The 25,881-nt window shown below is 59.7% G+C and carries 23 protein-coding genes, 4 tRNA genes and 1 other RNA gene; 5 read left to right on the top strand and 23 right to left on the bottom strand.

The window, feature by feature from the left end:
* Positions 1-31: 31 nt before the first annotated feature.
* From yigB to lptM, 5 genes are all read right to left on the bottom strand, one after another.
* Entirely contained in the window at positions 32-748 is a 717-nt protein-coding gene (gene yigB, locus ACMGG9_RS24430) for a 5-amino-6-(5-phospho-D-ribitylamino)uracil phosphatase YigB (RefSeq protein WP_108680040.1), read from the bottom strand.
* Complete coding sequence (gene xerC / locus ACMGG9_RS24425) at positions 748-1,659, bottom strand: tyrosine recombinase XerC (protein WP_033645020.1); 912 nt, start codon at positions 1,657-1,659, stop codon at positions 748-750. The genes yigB and xerC overlap by 1 nt, the downstream gene beginning before the upstream one ends.
* Complete coding sequence (locus ACMGG9_RS24420; protein WP_108680039.1) at positions 1,656-2,369, bottom strand: DUF484 domain-containing protein; 714 nt, start codon at positions 2,367-2,369, stop codon at positions 1,656-1,658. Before ACMGG9_RS24420 ends, xerC begins: the two co-directional genes overlap by 4 nt.
* A complete protein-coding gene (gene dapF / locus ACMGG9_RS24415; protein ID WP_004934244.1) occupies positions 2,366-3,190 on the bottom strand; it encodes a diaminopimelate epimerase in 825 nt (274 codons plus the stop codon). Before dapF ends, ACMGG9_RS24420 begins: the two co-directional genes overlap by 4 nt.
* 71 nt (positions 3,191-3,261) lie before the next feature.
* Positions 3,262-3,468: an LPS translocon maturation chaperone LptM gene (gene lptM, locus ACMGG9_RS24410; RefSeq protein ID WP_080273427.1), complete on the bottom strand. Its 207-nt coding sequence runs from the start codon at positions 3,466-3,468 to the stop codon at positions 3,262-3,264.
* Positions 3,469-3,546: 78 nt separating this feature from the next.
* Between lptM and cyaY the strand changes: the two genes are divergently transcribed.
* Positions 3,547-3,867 (top strand): iron donor protein CyaY, encoded by a 321-nt coding sequence (gene cyaY, locus ACMGG9_RS24405; protein WP_033645025.1) that lies wholly within the window; start codon positions 3,547-3,549, stop codon positions 3,865-3,867.
* 36 nt (positions 3,868-3,903) lie between these two features.
* Here cyaY and ACMGG9_RS24400 read toward each other — a convergent pair whose 3' ends face one another.
* Complete coding sequence (locus ACMGG9_RS24400) at positions 3,904-6,456, bottom strand: class I adenylate cyclase (RefSeq protein ID WP_019452546.1); 2,553 nt, start codon at positions 6,454-6,456, stop codon at positions 3,904-3,906.
* Positions 6,457-6,772: 316 nt separating this feature from the next.
* Between ACMGG9_RS24400 and hemC the strand changes: the two genes are divergently transcribed.
* From hemC to hemY, 4 genes are read left to right on the top strand one after another with little or no spacing between them, the layout of a single operon-like run.
* Complete coding sequence (gene hemC, locus ACMGG9_RS24395) at positions 6,773-7,714, top strand: hydroxymethylbilane synthase (RefSeq protein WP_197756164.1); 942 nt, start codon at positions 6,773-6,775, stop codon at positions 7,712-7,714.
* Positions 7,711-8,451 (top strand): uroporphyrinogen-III synthase, encoded by a 741-nt coding sequence (hemD, locus tag ACMGG9_RS24390; protein ID WP_108680037.1) that lies wholly within the window; start codon positions 7,711-7,713, stop codon positions 8,449-8,451. The genes hemC and hemD overlap by 4 nt, the downstream gene beginning before the upstream one ends.
* A 22-nt stretch (positions 8,452-8,473) precedes the next feature.
* The gene (gene hemX / locus ACMGG9_RS24385) at positions 8,474-9,598 is read left to right on the top strand and encodes a uroporphyrinogen-III C-methyltransferase (RefSeq protein ID WP_033645029.1); all 1,125 of its coding nucleotides are present in this window, start codon (positions 8,474-8,476) and stop codon (positions 9,596-9,598) included.
* A gap of 3 nt (positions 9,599-9,601) precedes the next feature.
* A complete protein-coding gene (gene hemY / locus ACMGG9_RS24380; protein ID WP_033645031.1) occupies positions 9,602-10,798 on the top strand; it encodes a protoheme IX biogenesis protein HemY in 1,197 nt (398 codons plus the stop codon).
* Between the two features lie 707 nt (positions 10,799-11,505).
* Here the strand turns inward: hemY and ACMGG9_RS24375 are convergent.
* The 17 genes from ACMGG9_RS24375 to wzzE form a co-directional block, all read right to left on the bottom strand.
* Positions 11,506-11,634: non-coding RNA, RtT sRNA (locus tag ACMGG9_RS24375), on the bottom strand.
* A gap of 34 nt (positions 11,635-11,668) precedes the next feature.
* Positions 11,669-11,745: transfer RNA gene (locus tag ACMGG9_RS24370), tRNA-Pro, on the bottom strand.
* Between the two features lie 74 nt (positions 11,746-11,819).
* Positions 11,820-11,906, bottom strand: a tRNA-Leu gene (locus ACMGG9_RS24365).
* Positions 11,907-11,948: 42 nt separating this feature from the next.
* Positions 11,949-12,024, bottom strand: a tRNA-His gene (locus ACMGG9_RS24360).
* 63 nt (positions 12,025-12,087) lie between these two features.
* Positions 12,088-12,164 (bottom strand) — tRNA-Arg (locus ACMGG9_RS24355).
* 135 nt (positions 12,165-12,299) lie between these two features.
* A complete protein-coding gene (gene thrP, locus ACMGG9_RS24350) occupies positions 12,300-13,703 on the bottom strand; it encodes a bifunctional threonine/serine APC transporter ThrP (protein WP_414161787.1) in 1,404 nt (467 codons plus the stop codon).
* A 365-nt stretch (positions 13,704-14,068) separates the two neighbouring features.
* On the bottom strand, positions 14,069-14,809 hold the full coding sequence (wecG, locus tag ACMGG9_RS24345; protein ID WP_004934224.1) for a lipopolysaccharide N-acetylmannosaminouronosyltransferase: 741 nt from the start codon (positions 14,807-14,809) through the stop codon (positions 14,069-14,071).
* 14 nt (positions 14,810-14,823) lie between these two features.
* Positions 14,824-16,191, bottom strand: a complete 1,368-nt coding sequence (wzyE, locus tag ACMGG9_RS24340; protein WP_414161786.1) for an ECA oligosaccharide polymerase — start codon at positions 16,189-16,191, stop codon at positions 14,824-14,826.
* Positions 16,188-17,273: a TDP-N-acetylfucosamine:lipid II N-acetylfucosaminyltransferase gene (locus ACMGG9_RS24335; protein WP_033645035.1), complete on the bottom strand. Its 1,086-nt coding sequence runs from the start codon at positions 17,271-17,273 to the stop codon at positions 16,188-16,190. The genes wzyE and ACMGG9_RS24335 overlap by 4 nt, the downstream gene beginning before the upstream one ends.
* Positions 17,270-18,520, bottom strand: coding sequence for a lipid III flippase WzxE (gene wzxE, locus ACMGG9_RS24330; protein ID WP_033645036.1), 1,251 nt, complete (start codon positions 18,518-18,520; stop codon positions 17,270-17,272). The genes ACMGG9_RS24335 and wzxE overlap by 4 nt, the downstream gene beginning before the upstream one ends.
* 1 nt (position 18,521) lies before the next feature.
* The gene (rffA, locus tag ACMGG9_RS24325) at positions 18,522-19,652 is read right to left on the bottom strand and encodes a dTDP-4-amino-4,6-dideoxygalactose transaminase (RefSeq protein ID WP_033652432.1); all 1,131 of its coding nucleotides are present in this window, start codon (positions 19,650-19,652) and stop codon (positions 18,522-18,524) included.
* A complete protein-coding gene (rffC, locus tag ACMGG9_RS24320; RefSeq protein ID WP_042783442.1) occupies positions 19,639-20,367 on the bottom strand; it encodes a dTDP-4-amino-4,6-dideoxy-D-galactose acyltransferase in 729 nt (242 codons plus the stop codon). Before rffC ends, rffA begins: the two co-directional genes overlap by 14 nt.
* Positions 20,345-21,226, bottom strand: a complete 882-nt coding sequence (gene rfbA, locus ACMGG9_RS24315; protein WP_042783441.1) for a glucose-1-phosphate thymidylyltransferase RfbA — start codon at positions 21,224-21,226, stop codon at positions 20,345-20,347. The genes rffC and rfbA overlap by 23 nt, the downstream gene beginning before the upstream one ends.
* A gap of 49 nt (positions 21,227-21,275) precedes the next feature.
* Positions 21,276-22,343: a dTDP-glucose 4,6-dehydratase gene (gene rffG, locus ACMGG9_RS24310; protein ID WP_414161785.1), complete on the bottom strand. Its 1,068-nt coding sequence runs from the start codon at positions 22,341-22,343 to the stop codon at positions 21,276-21,278.
* Positions 22,340-23,602, bottom strand: coding sequence for a UDP-N-acetyl-D-mannosamine dehydrogenase (wecC, locus tag ACMGG9_RS24305; RefSeq protein WP_033652436.1), 1,263 nt, complete (start codon positions 23,600-23,602; stop codon positions 22,340-22,342). Before wecC ends, rffG begins: the two co-directional genes overlap by 4 nt.
* Complete coding sequence (gene wecB, locus ACMGG9_RS24300) at positions 23,599-24,729, bottom strand: non-hydrolyzing UDP-N-acetylglucosamine 2-epimerase (protein WP_414161784.1); 1,131 nt, start codon at positions 24,727-24,729, stop codon at positions 23,599-23,601. Before wecB ends, wecC begins: the two co-directional genes overlap by 4 nt.
* An 87-nt stretch (positions 24,730-24,816) precedes the next feature.
* A complete protein-coding gene (wzzE, locus tag ACMGG9_RS24295; protein WP_033652438.1) occupies positions 24,817-25,872 on the bottom strand; it encodes an ECA polysaccharide chain length modulation protein in 1,056 nt (351 codons plus the stop codon).
* Between the last annotated feature and the right edge of the window lie 9 nt (positions 25,873-25,881).

Here is a 25,881-nt window from a genome sequence, read left to right as displayed (position 1 = left end):
ACTGGAAATTTATACAGAGTTCTGGCAGGGATTATAACAATGCTGTCAGCGATGCCAACTGCGAAATCTCAATATGCGGCAGCAGGCGGCTGTCGGCGGCCTGCATCAGGCTGCGTTGCCGATCGTTGATCCAACAGGCCTGCAGCCCCGCGCGCAGCGCGCCGGCCACGTCGGTGGTCAGATCGTCGCCCACGTGCAGGATCTGCTCGGGCGCCACGCCCAGCCGCTCGACGGCCAGGTGATACATGTCCTGATACGGCTTGGCGCGCCCGTCCGGCCCGGAACGCAGCACAAACTGAAAGTAGCCGTCCAGGCCGCACTGCGCCGGATCGGCGTTGCCGTTGGTGATCGCCACCAGCGGGTAGCGCGCCGCCAGCGCCTTCAGCGTGGTATGGGTCGCTTCCGGCACCTCGATACGGCTGCGCCACAGCGCGAAATTCTGCATCGCCGCATCGGCCCCGATCGCCGCTTCGGCGTCGCGCAGCCCCTGCCGGCTCAACGCCAGATGAATGGCGCGCCAGCGCCACTGGGTGACGTCGTGGTAAATCTCCGGATCCTGCTCGCGCAGTTCCTGGCGCAGGCGGTGGAAATCCGCCGACTGGAAGCCGTTCAGGCCGGGATGGTAGCTCTGCAGGAAGGCCACCGACTGCTGCTCGGTGTGCCGGATCACCGGACGGTTGTCATACAGCGTGTCGTCCAGATCGAAAGTCAGCGCCGCCAGCGGGCGCAGCGGGCGATAAAAATGCATCAGGATTTCCCCCGTTTGGCGCGCGGATGCGCGGCATCGTACACGTTCGCCAGATGTTGAAAGTCGAGGTGGGTATAAATTTGCGTGGTGGTCAGGTTGGCGTGGCCGAGCAGCTCCTGCACCGCGCGCAGATCGCCGCTGGACTCCAGCATATGGGTGGCGAAGGAGTGGCGCAGCTTGTGCGGATGGATATGGCTATTGACGCCCTGCTTCACGCCCCATTCGGCGAAGCGTTTTTGCACGTTGCGCGTCGAGATGCGTCGCCCCTGATTGGACAGGAACATGGCGTCGTCCTGCGGCCCAAACAGATCGCGCATCGCCAGCCAGTGTTCCAGCCAGGTGACGGCGGTGCGCCCAATCGGCAGTTTGCGTTCTTTGCTGCCTTTCCCCATCACCCACACCTCGCCCGCCGCCATATCGACATGGCGGCAATCCAGCCCCACCAGCTCGGAGAGGCGCAGGCCGGCGCCATACATCACCTCCAGCATGGCGCGATCGCGCACCGCCAGCGGATCGTTGAGATCGATCTCCAGCAGCTGGTTCATTTCATCGACGTCGATGTTTTTCGGCAGATGGCGGCCGCTGCGCGGCGTGCGGATGCCCTTGGCGGGGTTGGCGTGCAGCACGCCCTGGCTGACCAGCCAATCGAGGAAGCTACGCAACGAAGAGAGCCGCAGCGCCAGGCTGGCGGACTGCAGACCGGCGCGTTTGCTGCGCGCCGCCAGCATGCGCACCCGGGCGGCGTCCAGCGTCGTCCAGTCGGTGACGCCGATCTCCTGCGCCAGGCGCATCAGCGCCGTCAGCTGGCGTGAATAGCTGAGCTGCGTCAGCGGGCTGAGTTGCCGTTCTACCTTGAGATAACGCAGAAAAGCGTCCACCGGCTGCTGCAGGCTGGGCGCAATCGGCGTCATGCGCGTTCGATCCAGCGTTCCAGCAGCGCCGGCAGCATGCGCGCCAGCTGATTGAGCATCACCGTACCCATGCCCTGCTGATAATGTTGCGTATCGCGGCTGCTGAAGATCACCATGCCCAGCTCGCCGTCGTCACCCAACATCGACAGCGCCACCGAGCCAATTTGGCCAATCTGTTTGGCCTGCGGCAACAGCAGCAGCAGCTCGGGGCCGTTCAGGCTGCCGAGATAGTGTTGTTCGCTGCCCAGCCGCTGAATGCGGAACGGCTCGAACGCCGAACGCGTCAGCGCCAGGTGGGTGAAATCGGAAGGCGCGCCGATATTCCAGCGCTCGGCGAACAGCCGAACCGTGGCGCCGGCCAAACCGAAGCCGCGCGCCCAGCGCTGCAGCCGGTTTAGCATGTCCTGCAGGCTGTCGGCGGTGGCCAGATCGGCCTGCAGGTGCAGCAGCCTGGCGAACAGCCCTTCGTTGGCGCTGGCCTGCTCCATCAACAACGTGATCTCTTCTTCCAGCCGTTCGATGTGATTGCGCTGGCGAGCCAGATGCCATTCCACCAGCGAAACGCTGCCGCGCACCGGGTGAGGCACGCGCATCTGCTCAACCTGGCGCGCGTTGCGAATAAAGAAATCCGGGTTCTGCAGCAGGTACTGCATCACGGCGTCGTCATCCAGCGCCAGGCCGGCGACGCTCTGTTCTTCTACGCTTTTCATAGATGAATAAATCCGTCATAGACATGGGTTGCCGGACCGGTCATAAACAGCGGATTGCCCGGCCCTTTCCAGCGAATATGCAGGCTGCCGCCCGGCAGTTCTACATGCACCTCTTCTGACAGCAATTCCTGTTGGATCCCTACCGCCACCGCCGCGCAGGCGCCGCTGCCGCAGGCCTGCGTTTCACCGGCGCCGCGCTCGTAAACGCGCAGCTTGATGTGATCGCGGCTGACCACTTGCATAAAGCCGATGTTGGCCCGTTCCGGGAAGCGCTCGTGCCCTTCCAGCACCGGCCCAAGCAGCTCCACCTTGGCGGTTTTTACATCATCCACCTGCAAAACACAATGCGGGTTGCCCATCGACACCACTCCGCACAGCACGGTATGTTCCGCCGCGCGCATGATGTAGGTCTTTTCCGCCTTGGCGGCGCGGAACGGCACCGCCTGCGGATCGAAATTCGGCTCACCCATGTTGACGCACACCAGATCGTCGTCGGTGACGCTGAGCACCATGCGCCCGGTTTGGGTGCTAACGCGGATATCGCGCTTGTTGGTCAACCCTTTCAGCCGCACAAAGCGCGCGAAACAGCGCGCGCCGTTGCCGCACTGCGCCACTTCGCTGCCGTCGGCGTTAAAAATTCGGTAGTGAAAATCCAGCTCGGGATCGTAAGGCGGTTCTACCACCAGCATCTGGTCAAAGCCGACGCCCAGGTGCCGATCGGCCAGCCGGCGGATCAGCTCAGGTGAAAAATAGACATTCTGTGTAACGGCATCGACCACCATAAAGTCGTTGCCCAGACCGTGCATTTTGGAGAACTGCATATCATACTCCGCTATCTGGACGCGCTATCCGTCTTGATTTTGCGGCGGCGCTCGCCACCGCAAACCGGGTGTTACTGGGCAACCATCGACGGTTTTTGCTGAGAGCCAGACTGCTCCTGCTGGTTCTTTTGCACCTGATCGCCCGTTTGCACCGGCGGTTTGGCCGGTTTTTGGCCGGCGGAGTCGGCAGGTGGGAAGTAAAGCGGGCCTTTCAGACCACAGCCGGCGAGGCCGGTAACCAGAACGGCCATCAGCGCATAGCGTAGTTGTTTTTTCATTTGCATTAATGCCTGTAATTCATGCGTCCAAGGTCTCTATAATCGCAGGTGGATCATGAAAAGCAATAGGAATTGAATATGAACGACAGTGAGTTTCACCAGTTGGCCGACCAGCTGATGCTGAATATTGAAGAGACACTGGACGATTTTGACGGCGATGCGGATATCGATTACGAAACCAATGGCGGCGTGATGACGCTAAGCTTCGAAAACGGCACCAAAATCGTCATCAACCGCCAGGAGCCGCTGCACCAGGTGTGGCTCGCCACCAAGGCCGGCGGTTACCACTTCAACTACCGCGACGGCGTCTGGGTATGCGATCGCAGCGGGCAGCCGTTTTACCAACTGCTCAGCGAAGCGGCCAGCGCGCAGGCCGGCGAGGAACTGAGTTTTTCCTGAGGCTAAGCAGGGCTCGGCAACCGAGCCCTTGCGGCGTCAATGCAGCTGGAACTGCTGCTTCAGCGGCTGAGCGGCGCCGTCGGCCACCGTCACGCACAGGCTGGACAGCACGTTGCTGCGGAACGGGATCACCTGCGTGCGCCCGTCGAGCTGCACAATCTGATAGAACTGCGGCAGATTGAAGTTGATGAAGCTGGAGCCGTAGGTGAAGCGATCGTGCGATGAGGAATAGAAGCGGCTGACGTCGCGCACCAGCTCCTCTTTGCTGCCCTCGCAGTGGTGATACACCTCCACCCGATTCGACTCATCCAGAATATAGATGTTGAAGCCCTTGTCGTCTGAGGTGTCTTCGAAGAAGAACTGGATGATCCCCTCGCTGGCGAAGCCGTCCACCACCGGCGGCAGATGCACCTGATCGGTTTCCACCTTGATAGACAGGCCGTGCAGCTTGTTGTTGGAGATGGCGCCGTAAAACTCCACCGCGTTCTCCAGCTTCTGCACCGACACGCTCAGGCGCTCGAAAAACAGCCCCCAGGTCTGCCCGGCGACGCGCACCGCCTTGAAGCGGCCGGGTTCCAAACGGGTACTGGACAGGCGCAGCTCGATGCACTCCGACACCAGCTGCTGAATGCGGGTGCGAATAAGGCCGCGCAGGTGCTGGCTGTAGCAGAACACTTCCACCGACTCCGGCGGTGCGGCGTCCTGGTGCATTTTGCCGAGAATGGTTTTCAATGCTTCCAGCACCGACTGCTCGCCGCTGAAATGCAGGGTACGCACTTCGTTCCAGGAGTTGCGATACAGCAGATCGATGCTGCCCACCAAACACTGCTGCTGCTGGCCGAAGCTGAACACGTCCAGCTTGCGGAAATCGAAGTGCACCACCTGATTGCGGAAGGCGGCGGTCGGATCGTTTTCCAGATTGACGATGATCGCCAGATGGCGAATCTCGCACGGGCTGTACAACGCTTTCGGCGTCGGTGCCGGCAGGCGCAGCGGGAAGTGATGAGAAACGTCGGCCACCAGCTCCTGCAGCTTGGCGGTGTCGCACAGGTTGCCGCTCTTGATGTGCAGGCGGGTCTGCGGCGTCAGCAGGCCGTTGAAATAGGCCCAGGCCACCAGCTTGTTCAGGTAACGGTTATATTCGAGCGGCTGATGGCTGACGATCGAATCCATGGCCGGCGCCTGATTGTACAGGTACCAGCCGGTGCGGTTGGCGCGGCCAACCGGCACATGAATAAAGGTTAAATCGTTTTCCGACAGATCCGGCGAGATCTGCGGGTTCACCAACGTCACCTTGCCGGGCAGCGCTTCGAACGCCGCATACAGTTTGCGGGTCAGCACGCCGATATCCTGCGGGCTGGCGCTAACGCTGAGGTTGTTGCGGCGGGCGAAACGGATCAGGTTGCGGTAGCTCTGCATCATCGCGTCGAGCAGTTCGTTGTGCGCTTCGCGCACTCGCTCGATCTTCCAGTTGGCGCGGTTGTCCAGCATCGCCAGACGCTCTTCGCTCCAGCCCCACTCGCTGACCAATTGGCTGAGGATCTCGCGCCGCCAGCCGACGCAGGCCTTGGCCAGCGACAGCTTTTCACACACTTTTAGGTAGAAACAGCGGCGGGCCAAATCGAGGCGGGTGGTGTCGTTGATGTCGGTGAGGTAGCGGGTGACGCGCTCGAGCATCATGCAGTAGGCGTCGAGCCCGAAGCTGACGATCTCGCCCTGGTGCAGGCGATGTTTGATGTCCGTCGCCAGCAGTTGGGTATTGGGGTATTCCCAGGAATAGGCTTCCAACAGCAGTGTTTTCAGCACCGCCTTGTAAGGCGAATCGATGCTCTTGTACAGCTGCCAAAGGCTGGCGCCGAAGTACTCTTCCGCCGACAGCGAACTCAGGCCGCCGAGATCCAGCCACTCGTTCGGCGTCAGCGCGCCCTGCGCGTACAGCGACAGCACGTATTCATCGTAGTGCGCTTCTTCTTCGCCCGGCACCATGTTCCACAGGATGCGTTTGCCGGCCAGGCGCACCGCGGTGCGGTAGAACTCGTCCAGCAACAGGATGTGCTGCGTCGAGCCGCAGTCTTCGCCGCCCAGGCTGCCGCTTTCATTATGGCGGAAACGGTTTTCGTCGATCAGGAAGAAGCTGACTTCCACCCCCATCGACGCGGCCCACTTCTCAAGCAGGCTGCATTTTTGCTGCAGGCGGGTGCGTTCTTCGTTGTCCAGCCAGGACTGGTGGCAGACCCAGATGTCGAGATCCGAGCTGCAGCTTTGGCCGATAGACGAGGTGCTGCCCATCGAATAGACGCCGGTGATCGGCAGCTCGCCGCTGGCCGGTTTGTCAAACGGGCTGCCCCATTTGTCTTCTAAATCGTTCAGGTAATCTTGTTGAGTTTCATCAGGCGTGTAGAGGCAAATGCCGTGGGGAACGTTACCGTTCAGGTAACCCGGCATCAGCGGGTGGTGGTGGTGCAGTAAGGTGGGCAGCAGACTGTATACCCGTTGAAACGCGGGCTTCATAGCCGCCAGGGCGCGATCGACGCGTAGCTGATTGATCGCATCCAGTCTCTGCTTCAATGTCTCGATGTAGAGGTACAAGACGTCTCGCCTGATTATCCCGGTGTTTAGAAAAAAACCCGTATTCCATAAGCGCCGTTAGTGTAAGAAGAATATTTGGCGACTTATTGCTGGAAACGTGATCAATTTAACACCTTGCTGATTGACCGTAAAGGAGGTAACGCTTCACAATTATTGTAGCGCTTCCCTAAACGATTTACCCGCAGTGTTAACTGCCCCAAAGCACATCACACGTCCCTTTGATTCCGTTGTCCTTTTTCCGCCTCCGGCTTCTTGCACTGACAGTATTGACTCTCAGTGGTAGGATGGATGGCGAAATATAAAAACGGTAACAAGCATGTTAGACAAAATTATTCGAATTGCCACCCGACAAAGCCCGCTTGCACTTTGGCAAGCACATTATGTGCAGCAACGTCTGATGGCCTGCCATCCCGGCCTGCAGGTCGAGTTGGTGCCGATGGTCACCCGCGGCGACGTTATTCTGGATACGCCGTTGGCGAAAGTCGGCGGTAAAGGCCTGTTTGTTAAAGAACTCGAGCTCGCGCTGCTGGAAGGCCGCGCCGACATCGCCGTGCATTCGATGAAAGACGTGCCGGTCGATTTCCCTGCCGGGCTCGGTTTGACCACCATTTGCGAACGCGAAGATCCCCGCGACGCTTTTGTTTCCAATCGTTTCGCCTCGCTCGATCAGCTGCCGCAGGGCAGCGTGGTCGGCACCTCCAGCCTGCGCCGCCAGTGCCAGCTGCGCGAACGCCGCCCGGATCTTGTCGTGCGCGACCTGCGCGGCAACGTCGGCACTCGCCTGGCCAAGCTGGACAACGGCGACTACGACGCAATTATTCTGGCGGTGGCCGGCCTGAAGCGCCTGGGGCTGGAGCAACGCATCCGCAGCCCGCTGAGCGCCGAAGAGTGCCTGCCGGCGGTCGGCCAGGGTGCGGTCGGCATTGAATGCCGTCTCGACGACAGCGTCACCCGCGCGCTGCTGGCGCCGCTGAACCATGCGGCCACCGAAACCCGCGTGCGCGCCGAGCGGGCGATGAACACCCGCCTGGAAGGCGGCTGCCAGGTGCCGATCGGCAGCTATGCCGAACTGGATGGCGACAGCCTGTGGCTGCGCGCCCTGGTCGGCGCGCCGGACGGCAGCCAGATGGTGCGCGGCGAACGCCGCGGCCCGGCCGCCCAGGCCGAACGGATGGGCGTTGAGCTGGCGGAAGAGTTGCTGGCGCGCGGCGCGCGCGAGATCCTGCGCGAGGTTTATCAGGGAAATCCGCCGGCATGACGATCCTGGTAACCCGCCCATCGCCTTCGGGGGAGCTGTTAGTGAGCCGGCTGCGCGCACTCGGCCGGGTTGCCTATCATGCACCGCTGATCGACTTCGCGCCGGGCGGCGATCTGCCGAAGCTGCCGCAGGCGTTGCAGCAGCTTAGCGCCGGCGATCTGGTGTTCGTGCTGTCGCAACATTCGGTGAGTTATGCCGATTCGGTTATCGGCCGCGCCGGGCTGAGCTGGCCCGCTCACCTGTCTTATTACGCCATCGGCCGCACCACCGGGCTGGCGCTGCACCGCATCAGCAGTTTGCCGGTGGAATACCCGCGCGAACGCGAGATCAGCGAAACGCTGCTGTTGCTGCCGGCGCTGCAAAAATTGGCGGGCAAACGCGCGCTGATTTTACGCGGCAACGGCGGCCGCGAACTGTTGGGGTCGACGCTGAGCGAGCGCGGCGCCGACGTCAGCTATTATGAATGTTATCAACGCAGCCCGGTGCACTACGACGGCAGCGAGCAAAGCGCCCACTGGCAGCGCGCCGGTGTGGATACGCTGGTGGTGACCAGCGGTGAAATGTTACAACAGCTCTATACTTTAGTTCCTGATTACTATCGTTCTTCATGGCTGCTGCGTTGCCGCCTGGTAGTAGTGAGCGAACGCCTGGCTACCCTCGCCCGGGAATTGGGCTGGCGTACGATTCGGGTAGCTGACAACGCCGATAATGACGCGCTGATCCGCGCGCTACAATAATCTGACTATGGGATGTGCCACTATGACGGAACAAAATACCCCAGCCGCCCCGGTTGAAGAACCCACCACCGCGGTTGAGAGCTCCCAGCAGCCAGCCGCTGCCAGCCGCAAAGGCAAGAACACCGGCCCGGTGCTCGGCGCGATCGCTATCGTGCTGGTCATCGCCCTCGGCGCGGGCGGTTATTACCATACGCACAAGCAGGCACAACAGCTGATCGCCGCCAATCAGGCGCTGCAGCAGCAGCTTGACGGCGTGAAGCAGAGCCAGCAGCAGGAAAGAAATGCGCTGGAAGGCTTGTTGCAACAGCAGGGTAAAACCCTGGACGCCGCCGATCGCGAGCAGGCGAACCTGGCGCGCCAACTGAGCGAGCTGCAGGAAAAAGTGGCGACCATCTCCGGCAGCGACGCCAAAACCTGGCTGCTGGCGCAGGCCGATTTCCTGGTGAAAATGGCCGGCCGCAAGCTATGGAGCGATCAGGACGTGACCAGCGCCGCCGCGCTGCTGAAAAGCGCCGACGCCAGCCTGGCGGACATGAACGATCCGAGCCTGCTCGACGTGCGCCGCGCCATTACCGAAGACATCAGCACGCTTTCTACGCTGACCCAGGTCGATTACGACGGCATCATCCTCAAGGTCAATCAGCTGTCCAATCAGGTGGATAACCTACGCCTGGCCGATAACGACACCGACGAAGCGCCGATGGATCAAAACAGCAGCGAGCTCTCCGGCTCGATCGGCGAATGGCGGCAGAACCTGGCCAAGAGCTGGCGCAATTTCATGGCCGACTTCATCACCATCCGCCGTCGCGATACCAGCGCCGAACCGCTGCTGGCCCCGAATCAGGACATCTACCTGCGCGAAAACATCCGTTCGCGCCTGCTGGTGGCCGCACAGGCCATTCCGCGTCACCAGAACGAGACCTACAAGCAGTCGCTGGAAACCGTCTCCACCTGGGTGCGCGCCTATTTCGACACCACCGATCCGGCGACCAAGGCCTTCCTTGAAGAGCTGGACAGCCTGAGCCAACAGTCGATCTCGATGGACGTGCCGGATCAGCTGAAAAGCCAGCCGCTGCTCGAAAAAGTGATGCAGACCCGGGTGCGCAACCTGATGACCCAGTCCCCTGCCGCTCATCAGGAGGGTTAAGCCATGTTACGCGTGCTATTTCTGTTCCTGGTGGTGATCGCCAGCGTGGTGCTCGGGCCGATGTTGGCCGGGCATCAGGGCTATGTGCTGATCCAGACCGATAACTACAATATTGAAACCAGCGTCACCGGCCTGGTGATCATGTTGGTGCTGCTGTTCGTGGTTCTGCTGGCGATCGAGTGGATCCTGCGCCGCATCTTCCGTACCGGCGCCCGCACGCGCGGTTGGTTTATCGGCCGCAAGCGCACCCGCGCGCGTCAGCAAACCAAAGCCGCGCTGATCAAACTGGCGGAGGGCGACTACAAGCAGGTTGAAAAGCTGATGACGCGCAACGCCGATCACGCCGAACAGCCGGTGGTGAACTATCTGCTGGCCGCCGAGGCTGCGCAGCAACGCGGCGATGACTTCCGCACCAACCAATATCTGGAGCGGGCCGCCGAAGCCGCCGATACCGATCAGCTGCCGGTGGATATCACCCGGGTTCGCATCCAGCTGGCGCAGGGCGAGAACCACGCCGCGCGCCACGGCGTCGATCGCCTGCTGAACCAGGCGCCGCGCCATCCGGAAGTGTTGCGCCTGGCGGAACAAGCCTATCTGCGCACCGGCGCCTATGCGTCGCTGCTGGAAGTGCTGCCGTCGATGCGTAAAATCGAACTGCACAGCGAAGAGCAGCTGCAGGCGTTGCAGCAACAGGCTTACATCGGGCTGATGAATCAGGCGATGGCGGACGAAGGCAGCGAAGGCCTGAAGCGCTGGTGGAAAGATCAGAGCCGCAAGACGCGTCACGAAGTGCCGCTGCAAATCGCGATGGTGGAGCACCTGATCGAATGCAACGACCACGAACTGGCGCAGGAGATTGTGCTCGACGGCCTGAAACGCCAATATGACGAGCGCCTGGTGCTGTTGCTGCCACGGCTGAAGTCCGGCAACCCCGAGCAGCTTGAGAAAGCGCTGCGTCAGCAGATGAAGCAGCACGGCGCGACGCCGCTGTTGAACAGCACGCTGGGGCAGTTGCTGATGAAGCACGGCGAGTGGCAGCAGGCGGCCGACGCCTTCCGCGAAGCGCTGAAACAGCGTCCGGACGCCTACGATTACGCCTGGCTGGCCGATACGCTGGAGAAACTGCATCGTTCGGATGAAGCGGCGCAGATGCGGCGTGAAGGACTGATGTTGACGCTGAAACAGAACGGCGGCGAATAACCGCCCGCCCGGCAGAGAAAGCGTGGCCTCGGTGCCGCGCTTTTTTTTGCCCGTTAGCTTGCTGAAGCGCAAAAAAAAAACACTTGCCGCATGGCAAGTGTATAAAGAAGCAATCAGGTCTAGGACAACAGGGGCGGTGCCTCACTCAACGTTTTGCCCTGAGCGTGATGACGGGTTAGTCATCGTTCTCGTGGGCGATAGGCACCCTAAATCGGCTCTGCGTCATTCCCAGGGTTTATGAAGCCTAAGGCGAACATAAGAAATGGAATGAGCATCTACGCTGTAGGTATTGCACTTGGCGTGCCAACTTTCAGATCCAGGAAAGTCGCTATAAAAAATAGCATTCAATTGATTGAAAATATTAAATTTTTATTTACGTCTAACTTTCTCTCAGCATGCCGTCCCCTGTCGTTCTTTACCCACGGCCGATCTGACGCTGTCGCCGCAAAACGACGACTTAAGCCAAAGCTACTTTTAATGTTTAAAATCAATGGATTATTTGTCTCAAACTGGCGACAACGTCGAACCACATTGTCGCTGAAAACCTACACACGTGCCGGTTGAGACAAAATGCCAATGTTCAGATACGCAAAAACCCGTGCAATGCTGCACGGGTTGGTCGCTATGCGTTTCGTCGCGGCGGGAAGAACTTACCCTCATAAACGGCGGACGTAAAAAAACCGACTTACGTCGGTTTCTTTGAAACTGGTCAGCGAGAGAAAGATGACGCGCGCCCCAGGATGTAACGCCCTGCGGGCCGTTGCTAAAGCAACGTTGTCTCGCTTCGCGAGGCTCGAACCTCCTGCGGAGGTGCTCATGCTCATAAATTGCAGGCGAAAAAAAACCGACTTACGTCGGTTTCTTTGAAAGTGGTCGGCGAGAGAGGATTCGAACCTCCGACCCACTGGTCCCAAACCAGTTGCGCTACCAAGCTGCGCTACTCGCCGATTTGTGTTGCTCATACTACCCGATTTATCAGACCGTTGTCCATATAAATCTTATATTTATCAGATATTTTGCGTGGTGCGAAGAGAGGGACTTGAACCCTCACGTCCGTAAGAACACTAACACCTGAAGCTAGCGCGTCTACCAATTCCGCCACCTTCGCACTGTCACAAAATACTGCTAAATCTTCACTTCGCTTAGGAAGTGGGGTGGCTAATGGGACTCGAACCCACGACAACTGGAATCACAATCCAGGGCTCTACCAACTGAGCTATAGCCACCATTACTACTTCTTCTTACTCACGCGGTAATATTACCACCGCAGCTCCTGCGCACAAACTTAATGGCGCGCCCGACAGGATTCGAACCTGAGACCTCTGCCTCCGGAGGGCAGCGCTCTATCCAGCTGAGCTACGGGCGCGTAGCGCCGTTGCGGGAGGGGATACTACGGATTTACGCCAATCCTGTCTAGTGCTTTTTCGCAGAAATGTTGCGTTTGATTACGCTTTGCTCACTCCTGCGCAGGAAAGCGCACTCCGTAGCTCCTTTTCACCGTTTATTGCCGCGTTTCTACCCGATTTTCAGCCGGATGATGTTTCTTATGCATGCCGAAAACGAAGTAGCACAGGCTGACGCCTGCTAAGAAAATCGCCCCGACCAGCAGGGAAATTCGCGTATCCGGGTTGATTCCCATGCCGACCAGCACGCAAACCAGAAAAGCGATGGTCAGATAGTTCACATACGGGAACATGATCGACTTAAAGCTGTGGTTTTTGATCGCTTCCTTGTGCGCGCGGCGGAAATAGAGTTGGCTTATCAGCACCACGAACCACGGCACCATGCCCGGCAACACGCTGGCGCTGTAGACATAGACGAACACCTGCTCCGGATTAGGGATGATGTAGTTCAGCGCGGAGCCCACCAACAGGCAGCCGATGGTGACGGCGATGCAGTTGACCGGCACGCCGCTGGCGGAAAGCTTGGTCAGCGCCGCCGGCAGTTGGCGATTCTTGGCCAGGGCGTACAGCATGCGGCCGCCGCTGTACATACCGCTGTTGCAACCGGAAAGCGCGGCGGTCAGTACCACGAAGTTAATGATGCCGGCAGCGGCGACGATGCCGATCTTGGCGAAGGTCAGCACGAACGGGCTGCCGGTAGTGCCGATGCCGTTCCACGGGAAGATGGTCACGATGACGAAGATCGCGCCGACATAGAAGATCAGGATGCGCCACAGGATATTGTTGATCGCGCGTTTCAGCGTCACCTGCGGGTTTTTGGCTTCCCCGGCGGTAATGCCCACCAGCTCAACCCCCTGATAGGACGCCACCACGATGCACAGCGCAAACAGGAAGCCCTTCCAGCCGCCGGCAAAGAAGCCGTCGTGCGCCGTCAGATTGGCGAAACCGATAGGTTCACCGCCGTTGCCGAAACCGAAGAAGATCACCCCCAGCCCCACCAGAATCATCACGATGATGGTGGTGACCTTGATCATGGCGAACCAGAACTCCAGCTCACCGTACAGGCGCACCGCCGCCAGGTTGGCCAGCGCCACCATCGCCACGGCGATCAGCGCGGGGACCCACTGCGGTATTTCCGGGAACCAGAACTGCACATACACCCCGATGGCGGTGATCTCCGAAATGCCGACGGCGATCCACATAAACCAGTACCCCCAGGCGGTGAGGTAGCCGAAATAGGGATTCATGTATTTATGCGCGTAAACGGCGAACGATCCAGCGACCGGCTCGAGGAACAGCATCTCCCCCATCGAACGCATAATGAAGAACACGAACAGCCCGGCGATGATGTAAGCCAGCAGTACCGACGGCCCGGCCCATTTCAGCGTACTGGCCGATCCCATAAACAGGCCGACACCAATGGTGCCCCCGAGAGCGATAAGCTCGATGTGCCGGGCCTCAAGGCCTCGGTGTAGCCCTTGCGGTTTCTCTTTGTGTGCCATAAATCCTCAATAATTTTTCTCGGGTTGTGTTTGCCTGCCGGCCGCTGCCGGTCGTTATTGTCATTATTAAAAGAATAAATCATCCCCTGCCGTTCGGGTTGGCATCAACGGGTAGTCGGAGCGAAGTTACCGTGAGAAGAACATCGTTCAGCGCTGTCGCATCAGGCTTCAGCGGCCAGGGATAATTTCCGGGCGGTATCGTTTCGCATTTCGTCGCTATAAGCAAACCGCAATTTAAAACTTTATGGAATAAATGCGGCGACGTTTAGGGCTGGGGGTTATAGATATGCGGGAGAAATAGGCAAAAGCAGATTATTGGTACAGCAGACCGGGGCGAACCGACACATTCCACCCCAGATAAGCGATTACATTTTGCCGCTGTAGTAGTAGCCCACAAACTTCAACAGCTTCAGTTGCCGGCCGATGCGGCTGGGCTGGCTGAGCAGGCGGTAAAGCCACTCCAGACCGAGGTTCTGCCACACCTTGGGCGCACGCTTCACATGGCCGGTAAACACGTCGTAGGTGCCGCCCACGCCCATATACAGCGCCTGCGGATGCACCTTGCGGCAGTCGCGCATCAGGATCTCCTGCTTCGGCGATCCCATCGCCACCGTCACGATGGCGGCGCCGCTGGCGCGAATACGCTCGAATAGCGCCTCTCGTTGATCCGGTTTGAAATAGCCGTCCTGGCTGCCCACCAGGTTGACATTCCACTGGCTGCGCAGCTTTTGCTCGGTTTCCGCCAAGACTTCCGGCTTGCCGCCGACCAGGAAGACCGGCGTGCCTTCGCGGCCGGCGCGCTGCATCAAGGCTTCCCAAAGGTCGGCGCCCGCGACGCGCGAAACGTCCGCCGCCGGGTATTTGCGGCGAATCGAGCGCACCATGCTGATGCCGTCGGCGTACTTGTACTCCGCTTCATCCAGCAACGCATGCAGTGCCGGGTCCTCTTCCGCCTTCAGGATCTTTTCCGCATTCATGGCCACCAACGTGCCCTGTTTGACCCGGCCGCCGTCGAACAGAAAGTCCATGCAGTGCGCCATATCGCGAAAGCCCCACAGGCTGAAACCGCGCAGCTCATACTGCGGCACCGAAATCTTTGTTTCCATCGTCGTCATTACCCTTACAAAAGACCGTCCGCCCGTGGGGAAGAGGCCAGCGCGCGGGCGCGCGTCACTCTGGCCTTGATGAGCCCGGCGGTATCGAACAGCCAATACAGCAACTTCGCCAGCACCAGACAGGCGCCGAAAATAATGCAGAAGAACACCACGCGCGAAACGAATGAGTCCACCCCTTCGCGCGCCAACACGATCATGTTGAACACCGCGCCGAAGCAGAATCCTTGCAGGATAGCCGCCTTATAGCGGTTCGGTTCGGTTTTGCCCAACTCATACAGCCAGTCGAACCACTTGATGATCATGCCCACCAGAATCGCGCCGAGCGGGATGAACAGCGCGCCGCCCATCACCACCAGCGAACCGATCAGCGTCGGGGATATCGCCAGCCCGGAGTGGTTGTTCAGCACTTCCCAGGTGAAATAGTTGGCCGAGTTCAGCACCACGTCCGGCCGGCCCGGCCATAGCCACGTTGGGATAAAGACGTAGAAATCACGCAAGATCGGCGCCAGGCCCTGGAAATCGATCTTGTCGTAATTTTGCAGCAGCAACGCCAGATTTTCCCACGGCGAGAAGGTGTCTCGGGTCAGATAGAGGAAGGTATAAAACGCTTCCGCGCCGCTGACGTCCAGGCTGTAGCGCTTCAACGCCAGCCAGAACATGCCGACCACGCCGAATATGCCGGCCGCCGCCAACATCCACAGCGTGATCCAGCCGCGCACGATGCCGATAAACAGGAACAGCGCGAAGGCGATGATGATATTGGCGCGGGTGCCGCCGACGATCACGTAGGTCAAAATGCCGAACGCCACCGTCGCCACCAGGAACAAGAACCAGGCGCGCAGATCCTGCCGCAGGAAATAGACCACCAGCATCGCCGGAATGAAGAAGTAGAAGAACCGTTTGAGCGCCACGCCGGACACGTCGCTGGAGAAGATCTGGCTGTAGGAATTGAGCTTGAACAGCAGAAAGCCGTTCTGCATGAAGAAGATACCCACGGTCCCGATCGCCACCAGCGCCAGCAGCACCCAGGTCATATGGGTTTCCACCCGGTTCATGGTGAACAGCGCCGCGCGCGACTGAGAGCGGCGCTTGCGCAGCCGGGTCTTGTAGGTGACGTAATAGATGGCGTAAAACGCCGTCGCCGACAGCAAGGCGTACAGCAGAAACTCCACCGGCACCACCTCGACGTCAAACTGAAACACCAGCAGGCAGGTCAGCGGGAAGCCGAAATAAAACGTCAGCAAATACAGCAGCGAGAAGAAGACGTTGAAGTTAAAGCGCACGCGCCGAAACTCCTGGTAGGTCAGCGTCAGAATAAACGTCAGGCTGACCAGGTAGACGACGAACAGACCGCCGAATTGCGCCAACGTCATGAGTGCTCTCCCGCCGCCAGCGCCAGGGCTTGCTGCCAGCCATCGACATAGTTCGGATTAAAGAAGGCGATCGTCTGCTTGTCCACCGCCGCCAGCTGACGCTGCGCTTCGCGCACCACCGCCTCGTCGAGCGAGTCGCCGTAGAACAGCACCGGCAGGTGCTGTTCCGCCAAATCCTGCCAGAACGGGTTCTGCCGGCTGAGCACGAAAGGCACGCCAAACTGAATCAGCAGACACAGGGTGCCTATTCCCTGCTGGCGATTGAAAATGAAATAACCCAGATCGCAGGCGCGCAGGATGTTGAGGTAGTCCTCAAACGCCACCTGCTGCGTGAGCAGCTGCAGGTTTTTCTCGCCGAACAGCGGCAACCCGGCGGCGCGCACCTGCTCAATGTAGGCGTCGTTATTGGCCGGATAGCCCATCGGCAGGATCACGCGCACGTCGGCGCCGAACTGCTGATGTATCGCCTGCAGCGCTTCGATATGCCGGTTGCTGCGATCGCCGGAGTTGCCCACCAGAATCGTCATCGGCCCGGCCAGATTTTTCTCGACGTGAACGTCGGTCAGCGCCGGATCCATCCGCGTCGGGAAGTACAACAACGAGGCCGGCACCCGCGCATGGCGCTGCTGATAGTGGATCACGTCGCCGCGGGTGGCGAACACGTTCCCCACTCGCCCCTGAGCAATGCGGCGCAGCAGGTAAAACAGCCGAAATTTCCAGCTGGTGGCGTCTTCGTACAGATCGGCGCCCCAAATATGCCAACTGACCTGATGCGCCTTGATCTTGCCGCTCAGCAGCGCCAGCCACAGCCCCGGGTTAAACTGACCGTGCAGGAAGAAGCGCGCATCGCGATCGGCCTGGGCGCGGGCGATCACCGCCGCCGCCAGGCTCTTCTTGTCGGCGTAAGGCTCAATGTTCAGGGCGGGGAAATCCCCCAGTGCCGCCACATCCTTGGCCGCCACCATAAAATGCCGCGTCTGCTCAGCCGGCAAACGCGGCGCCAGCACGTCGTTGAAGAAGCGCAGCACAGTCTGGTTATGATGCGGGATATCGGATCCCAGAACGTGAATCAGTGTGGTCATACTCGTCTACGATAAATAAGAAACACGCAGCTACAGAGCGCGAAATACACGATGTAGGTTGCCATATAGGCCTGAGCCGCCCCCAGCGCGCCGCGCAGCGGGATCAGCCAGTGCGAGAACAGCGTCAGCAGCAGAAACTGGCTGACTTCCGTCAGGATATAAAAGCGCAGCGACGCTTTGGCGATCACCAGATAGCCGAACACATAGGCCCCGACTTTCAGCACGTCGCCCACCAGCTGCCAGGCAAACAGATCGCGCATGGCGACGAACTTGTCCGAGAACAGCAGCCAGATGGCGAAATCACGCAGCAACCACACCGTAAAGCTCGCCGCCGCTACCGCCGGCAGCACGAATTTCAGCGAGCGCACGATCTCCCGCGAGATAGCGCCCTTGTCCGTCAACCGCGACAGCGTCGGCAGCAGATAGACGGTAAACGAGGCGGTGATAAACTGCAGATAGGCATCGGAAATGCTGCTGACGCCTTGCCAGATCCCCACTTCATCCCAACCGTAATGCGCGGCCAACAGGTTACGCATCATCACGTAAGCCACCGGCAGCGTCACCGAGGTGATCAACGCCATGAGGGTGAATTTGCCGAGATTGCCGGCCACCCCTTTGTCCCAGCGCGGAGCCAGGTAGCGCAGCGGCAACGTTTTGCGCCGCCACAGCATCAGCCCGGCCGGCAGCACCACCAACGCCGGCACCAACGCCAGCCCTGCCAGCGCGCCTTCATAGCCGCCCAGCTTGAAGCACAGATAATAAGCCACCACGCCGATCAGGCTGCCGCCGATCACCGCCAGCGCGTTGCCCATCGCGTCGCGATAGCCTTTCAGCACCGCCATGAACAGGTTGGCGTAGGCGATGCCCATCTGAATGAAGGCGACGGCGCGCACCACGCCGACGTAATCGGCATGCCCGAACAGCCCGATGCTGATCGGCTCGGCGGCGAACAAAAACACCAGCGCCAGCAAGGTCGAAAAGCCCAGCACGATGCTCGACGCGGTGCCGACCGCCAGACGCAGACGCTGCGAGTCCTGGTGGTACTCCGCCACGTACTTGGTGATGCCGTTAAAAATGCCCGCGCCAGACAGCACGCCCAGCACGGTGATCAACTGGCGAAAGTTACCCGCCTGCCCCACGCCGCTGGGGCCAAACGCCACCGCCAGCAGTTTCACCACCAATAGCCCCACGCCAATTTTGATCAGCGTGGAGCCGGCGGTCCATATCGACGCTTTTGCCAACGACATATCAGGCGAAGAAGCTCAGTATGCTATTGATAACCGTACGTTGATTGGCATCGGACAGATTGTAGAACAGCGGCAAACGCACCAGACGCGCACTTTCCTGGCTGGTATAGCGATCTTCACCGGCAAAGCGGCCAAACTGTTCGCCGGCCGGGCACGCATGCAGCGGGATATAGTGAAACACCGTCATGATCTCGGCTTCTTTCAAATAGTCGATAAATGCGGTGCGCTCTTCGATATCGCGCAGCTTGATATAGAACATGTGCGCATTGTGCTCGCAGTCCGCCGGCACAGTCGGCAGCTCGATACGGCCGGCCTGCGCTAACGGCAGGAAACTGTCGTAGTACTTCTGCCACAGCGACAGGCGGCGCTGATTGATGCGCTCCGCCACTTCCAGTTGCCCCCACAGGTAGGCGGCCTGCAGGTCAGACATCAAGTAGCTGGAACCGATGTCGCGCCAGGTATATTTGTCGACCTGGCCACGGAAGAACTGGCTGCGGTTGGTGCCTTTCTCGCGGATGACTTCCGCCCGATCGATCAGGGCCGGATCGTTCACCAGCGTCGCGCCGCCTTCGCCGCCGGCGGTATAGTTTTTGGTTTCATGGAAGCTGAAGCAGCCGATATGGCCGATGGTGCCCAATGCCTTGCCTTTGTAGGTCGACATCACGCCCTGCGCGGCGTCTTCCACCACGAACAGGTTATATTTCTTCGCCAGCGCCATGATGGTATCCATCTCGCAGGCGACGCCGGCGTAGTGTACCGGCACGATCGCGCGGGTTTTATCGGTAATCGCCGCTTCGATTTTGGTTTCGTCGATGTTCATGGTGTCCGGACGCAGATCGACGAATACCACTTTGGCGCCGCGCAGCACAAAGGCGTTGGCGGTTGAAACGAAGGTAAAGCTCGGCATGATCACTTCGTCGCCCGGCTGAATATCCAGCAGGATGGCGGCCATTTCCAACGACGCGGTGCAGGAAGGCGTCAACAGCACTTTCGCGCTGCCGAAATGCTGTTCCATCCACTGTTGGCAGCGACGGGTAAAACCGCCGTCGCCGCACAACTTGCCGCTGCTCATCGCAGCCTGCATATATTCCAGTTCAGTGCCAACAACCGGTGGAGCGTTAAATGGAATCATGTCTACCTCTGTATAACCAATACGCGGTGCTTTCAATCACGGCACCCTGTCGTTGATAGAGTCTTAATGCGGCGATATTGCCTACCTGGGTCGCGACCCGCAGGCGCTGCATCCCCTGCCGCCGGCATTCGGCCAGCGCCGCCGCCATCAGTCTGGAGCCAATGCCCCGGCCTGATGCGCCGGGATAGGCCGCCAGCAAGCCGATACGCATTTCCTGGTCGCCAATGTCACGCAGGCTGACAAATCCTTCGGGTTGCCCCTGGTTGTCCAATACCAGCAAGCATTGATGATCAAAGGTGCCCAGCACCGCTTTTTCGATCCAGGCCGCATAGAATCGCCCGCTATCGGCGCGATCGTACCACGGTGCGCGAAATCGGCTGGCGGCGAACACGTCACCGGCGGCAGCCCGCAACGACGGGATGTCCTCGGGTACGGCCATCCGCACCCCGGCCGCAGCGGTATCGACCGTCTCCCGTCCAGTTGCAATGTTCACTGCCAGGTCCACTTCGCCTTCGACCAGCCGGAAGCCCAGCGCCGACAGCGCATCGGCCCACTCCAATCGGTAAGCGGGGATTTTAGCCTGCACCAACGCATAAGCATCCAAATCAGCGTGGCTGACGGGGGCCGCAGAGTCGTCGAAATGTAACTTGGCGCTTTTCAATTGGAAGAAGTCGCTCTCCCAATTCAGCGGTTCAATACTGGCGTGGACGCGCATGCAATAAATCCAGTAAGTATTTGCCGTAACCTGTTTTGGCCAGCGTCTGAGCCGCGCGTTTCACGCCCTCATCATCCAGCCAGCCATTGCGCCAGGCGATCTCTTCAAGACAGGCGATTTTAAAGCCCTGACGTTTCTCGACCGTCTGCACGAAACTGCTGGCTTCCAGCAGGCTGTCGTGAGTGCCGGTATCCAGCCAGGCAAAACCGCGCCCCAGCAGCTCGACGGTCAGTTCTCCGCGCTCCAGATACATCTGGTTGATGCTGGTGATCTCCAGCTCACCCCGAGGTGACGGTTTGATCTGCTTGGCGAACTCCACAACCTGAGCATCATAGAAATACAACCCGGTCACCGCCCAGTTAGACTTCGGTTTAACCGGTTTTTCTTCGATCGATAATGCCCGATAGCGGTCATCGAATTCCACTACGCCAAAACGCTCGGGATCCATCACCTGATAGCCAAATACCGTGGCGCCGGCGGTGCGCGCCGCAACGCTTCTCAGCTTGGGACTGAATCCCTGGCCAAAGTAAATATTATCGCCCAACACCAGGCAGCTCGGCTCGCCGGCCAAGAATTCTTCGCCAATCAGAAATGCCTGAGCCAGGCCATCGGGGCTAGGCTGCTCGGCATAGCTGAGATTGATGCCAAACGCTTCGCCGCTGCCCAACAAACGCTTGAAAGAAGGCAGATCTTCCGGCGTGGAGATAATCAGAATGTCTTTGATCCCCGCCAGCATCAGCACCGACAGCGGGTAATAGATCATCGGTTTATCGTAAATCGGCAACAGCTGCTTCGATACGCCGCGGGTAATTGGATGCAGACGCGTCCCGGAACCCCCTGCCAGCACAATACCTTTCATACTTGCTCCCAAATCCGCCGCACCGCGCACAGGCCGCACGGCGTGACATTCAATCGGACAGCCCCAAACGCTCGCCGGCATAAGAACCGTCTTGCACCCGGCGCCACCAGACTTCGTTATTCAGGTACCAAACCACGGTTTTGCGAATGCCGCTTTCGAACGTTTCCTGCGGGCGCCAGCCCAGCTCACGGTCGATCTTGCCGGCGTCGATGGCGTAACGCATGTCGTGGCCCGGGCGATCCTTAACGTAAGTGATCAGATCGCGGTAGTGCGTCACGCCCTGCGGTTTGTTCGGCGCCAGTTCTTCCAGCAGGTCACAGATGGTCTGCACCACTTCGATATTCTTGCGCTCGTTATGGCCACCGATATTGTAAGTTTCGCCCACCACGCCTTCGGTCACCACCTGATAGAGCGCGCGCGCGTGATCCTCGACATACAGCCAGTCGCGCACCTGCGCGCCGTTGCCGTATACCGGCAGCGGTTTACCGGCGACGGCATTCAGGATAACCAGCGGGATCAGCTTCTCCGGGAAGTGATAAGGGCCGTAGTTGTTCGAACAGTTGGTGACGAGGGTCGGCAAACCATAGGTGCGCAGCCAGGCGCGCACCAGATGATCGCTCGACGCCTTGGAGGCGGAATACGGGCTGCTCGGCGCATAGGGCGTGGTTTCGGTGAACAAATCGTCAGTGCCGTGCAGATCGCCGTACACTTCGTCGGTGGAGATATGATGGAAGCGGAAAGCCTGCTTCTTCTCCGCCGCCAACGGCTGCCAGTAATGGCGCGCCGCTTCCAGCAGGGTGTAAGTGCCGACCACATTGGTCTCGATAAACGCCGCCGGGCCGTCGATAGAGCGATCGACGTGACTTTCCGCCGCCAGGTGCATCACCACGTCCGGTTGATAACGGGCAAACACCCGATCCAACCCGGCGCGATCGCAAATGTCGATCTGCTCGAAGGCATAACGATCGCTGTCGGCCACTACCGCCAGCGACTCCAGGTTACCGGCATAGGTCAGCTTATCCACTACCACCACGCTGTCGCCGGTGGCCTCGATGATATGCCGCACGACCGCAGAGCCGATAAATCCGGCGCCGCCGGTGACTAAGATACGCTTCAACGCCAAACTCCCTTGGTATCCACCACCCAGCTTTGCTTAATCTCTTCCGGCCGGATGGCCTTGAACTGCTGATGATCGACCAACATCACGATCACATCGGCCTGCTGCAACGCCTCCGCAATTGGCGTCAACGTCACATGGCCCGCCAGCGAAGTCGGCAACTGTTCGACGTTCGGTTCCACCGCCAGCGTTTCACCGACGTGCCATTCGGCGATCAGGTGGGCCACTTCTACCGCCGGGCTTTCGCGCAGATCGTCGATATTCGGCTTGAAGGCCAGACCGAAGCAGGCGATTTTCACCTCTGACGCCCGCTTGTCGGTGGCTGCCAGGCAATCGGCCACCGCCGCTTTCACACGGTCGACCACCCACAACGGTTTGCCGTCGTTCACCAGACGTGCGGTATGGATCAAGCGCGCCTGCTGCGGGTTCTGCGCCACGATAAACCACGGATCGACGGCGATGCAGTGGCCGCCGACGCCTGGGCCAGGCTGCAGAATGTTCACCCGCGGGTGACGGTTCGCCAGGCGAATCAGTTCCCAGACGTTGATCCCCTGTTCGGCGCAAATCAGCGACAGTTCGTTAGCAAAGGCGATGTTTACATCGCGGAAGCTGTTTTCCGTCAGCTTGCACATCTCGGCAGTGCGTGAGTTGGTGACCACGCATTCCCCCTCGAGGAAAATCTTGTACAGCTCGCTGGCGCGCGCCGAGCACTTCGGCGTCATGCCGCCGATCACGCGATCGTTTTGAATCAGCTCCACCATCACCTGCCCCGGCAACACGCGCTCCGGGCAATAGGCGATATTCACGTCCGCCGCTTCGCCCGCTTGTTGCGGGAAGCTGAGATCGCTGCGCGCCTGCGCCAACCATTCCGCCATCTGTTCAGTGGCGCCTACCGGCGAGGTGGACTCAAGGATCACCAGATCGCCTTTTTTCAGCACCGGCGCCAGCGATTTCGCCGCCGCCTCGACATAGGCCAGATCCGGCTCATGGTCGCCCTTGAACGGCGTAGGCACCGCGATCAGGAACGCATCGGCCGCCAGCGGTTTGGTCACCGCCTGCAGGAAACCGCCGTCGACGGCATCCTTGACCACTTTATCCAGATCCGGTTCGACGATGTGGATAGCACCGCGATTAATGGTATCTACCGCATGTTGGTTAACATCTACGCCCACCACTTTTTTCTTGCGGGAAGCAAACGCCGCCGCCGTTGGCAAGCCGATATAACCCAGGCCGATAACCGAAATAGTGTCAAAACTCATAGTGTCACCTGATGATTCTTTAAAGCTTCGAGGATACGCTGACAGGCATGCCCGTCGCCGTATGGGTTGTGCGCCCGGCTCATCGCGTGATATTCGCTTTCGTCCGTCAACAGCCGGGTCACCGCTTCAACAATTTTGGCCACATCGGTGCCGACCAGGCGCACCGTGCCCGCATCTACCGCCTCCGGGCGCTCGGTGGTGTCGCGCATCACCAGCACCGGCTTGCCTAACGAGGGCGCCTCTTCCTGAATGCCGCCGGAGTCGGTGAGGATCATGTAAGCGTGGGTCATCAGATAGACAAACGGCAAATAATCCTGCGGCTCGATCAGCATGACGTTGTCGATGCCTTTCAAAATGCGATTCACCGGCTCGCTGACATTCGGATTAAGATGCACCGGGTACACCACCTGCACTTCCGGGTGGCTGCGGGCGATCTCCGCCAGCGCGCTGCAAATCCGCTCAAAACCGCCGCCAAAGCTTTCCCGGCGATGGCCGGTGACCAGAATCAGTTTTTTGTCGGCATCGAGGAACGGGTAACGCTGCGCCAGGCTGGCGCGCAGCGCAGCATCGCTCATCACGCGATCGCGCACCCAGAACAACGCGTCGATCACCGTATTGCCGGTCACGAAAATGTGGTTGTCCGGCAGCAGCTCGCGCAGCAGATTTTGGCGCGAGTTCTCGGTCGGCGCGAAGTGGTACATCGCCAGATGGCCGGTCAGTTTGCGGTTGGCCTCTTCCGGCCAGGGAGAATACAGATTGCCGGTACGCAGCCCGGCTTCGACATGCCCAACGGGGATGCGTTGATAGAACGCCGCCAGACTGGTCGCCAGCGTGGTGGTGGTATCGCCGTGCACCAGCACCACGTCCGGTTTGAAGTCTTCCAGCACCCCTTTCAGCCCTTCCAGGATGCGACAGGTGATTTCCGTTAGCCCCTGGCCGGGTTTCATGATGTTCAGGTCGTAATCCGGCGTGATCTCGAACAACCGCAATACCTGATCCAACATCTCACGATGCTGTGCCGTTACGCAGACTCTTGCTTCAAAGGCCACATCCTGGGCCAGTGCATGTACCAGCGGCGCCATTTTAATGGCTTCAGGTCTGGTGCCGAAAACAGTCAACACTTTCACAGCGAATCTCTTTTGGTCGGTTAATCGCAGGCCCCGCCTGCGAATGGGGCGCTCACGCGCCCTGCATCAGATTATTATATTATTTTTTTAACTACGCGGCCGACGCGCCAAGGCCACACCGGCGCCAACCAACGCGCCCATCGCGCCCCACAAAATCAGCCAGAAGACCCGGCGTGGGCTGTCGCGTTTTACCGGCTCTTCCGGCGTGCGCAAATAGCGATAGGTCTGGAACTTCTCATCCAACGTCGGGCCAACGTTCAGCGTCGCCAGCATTGCGCGGTTCTGATCGTAATCCAGATCGTAGGTCGGGCCGGAGGCCTGCAGGCCTTCCAGACGCGCCTGCAGCATTGGCCGGCCCAGCAAGAACAGATCCGAATCCGGCAACTGTTCGGCCGGAGTGTCGGTTTGCGTACGGCTGATCCCCTGGCTCTCGGCAATTTTCAACGCCTGTTGCGTGGTGTTCAGCTCGCGCTTGTAAACCGACTCCGCGACCGCTTCCTGACGCTTGACCTGCGCCTTCATCGAGGTGGTGCGAGCGGCCCACGCGCCCTGGATCTCTTCGTTCAGGTGCAGGGCTGCGCGGTGGCTGGCGAAGGCCACGTATTGGCGCAGCAGGCGGTTGGCGTCCGCGGCGGTTTCCGCCGTCAGCTTCACGCCGTCGTTCGGGACTTTTTTGTCGTCGCGCGGCGTGAACAGGATGTTATTGATCAGTTCGTCGAGCAATGCCGCATCGGCACGGGCATCCCCTTCCTGACGCTGTTTGTAGTAATCGCTCTGCAGCCAGAAATCGCGACGCGTGTCGTAAGCCGCCAGCTGCATGATGAATTCATTGTACGCTTCATCCGCGATGCTCGGCTGATCGCCGGCCGCCGCCGCCGGCAGCGTGCGCACATCCAGATTGCGCAGGAACTGCTGCTGGGAGTAATAACCGCCCAGCGCATTCACCGTCGGCCTGTCGGTGATCGCGGTGGCGCTCCACTCTTGCTTAACCAGGTAAGAAACGATCAGCGCGACCGCCGCGAACAGCACCGCAATGCCGATAATCCACGGTTTGCCGCGCCACAGGGTGCAGCACAGGCCGCGGATATCGAGTTCGTTATCCACCGCCGGGGTATGCTTGTCAGACGTTGTTTCTGGATTCATCACAGCCAA

This window comes from Serratia sp. BNK-10, assembly GCF_047456065.1.
Taxonomy (GTDB): Bacteria; Pseudomonadota; Gammaproteobacteria; order Enterobacterales; family Enterobacteriaceae; genus Serratia; species Serratia ureilytica.
The sequence above is the reverse complement of the archived record's forward strand: the minus strand, read 5'-3'. Positions and strand labels throughout refer to the sequence as shown.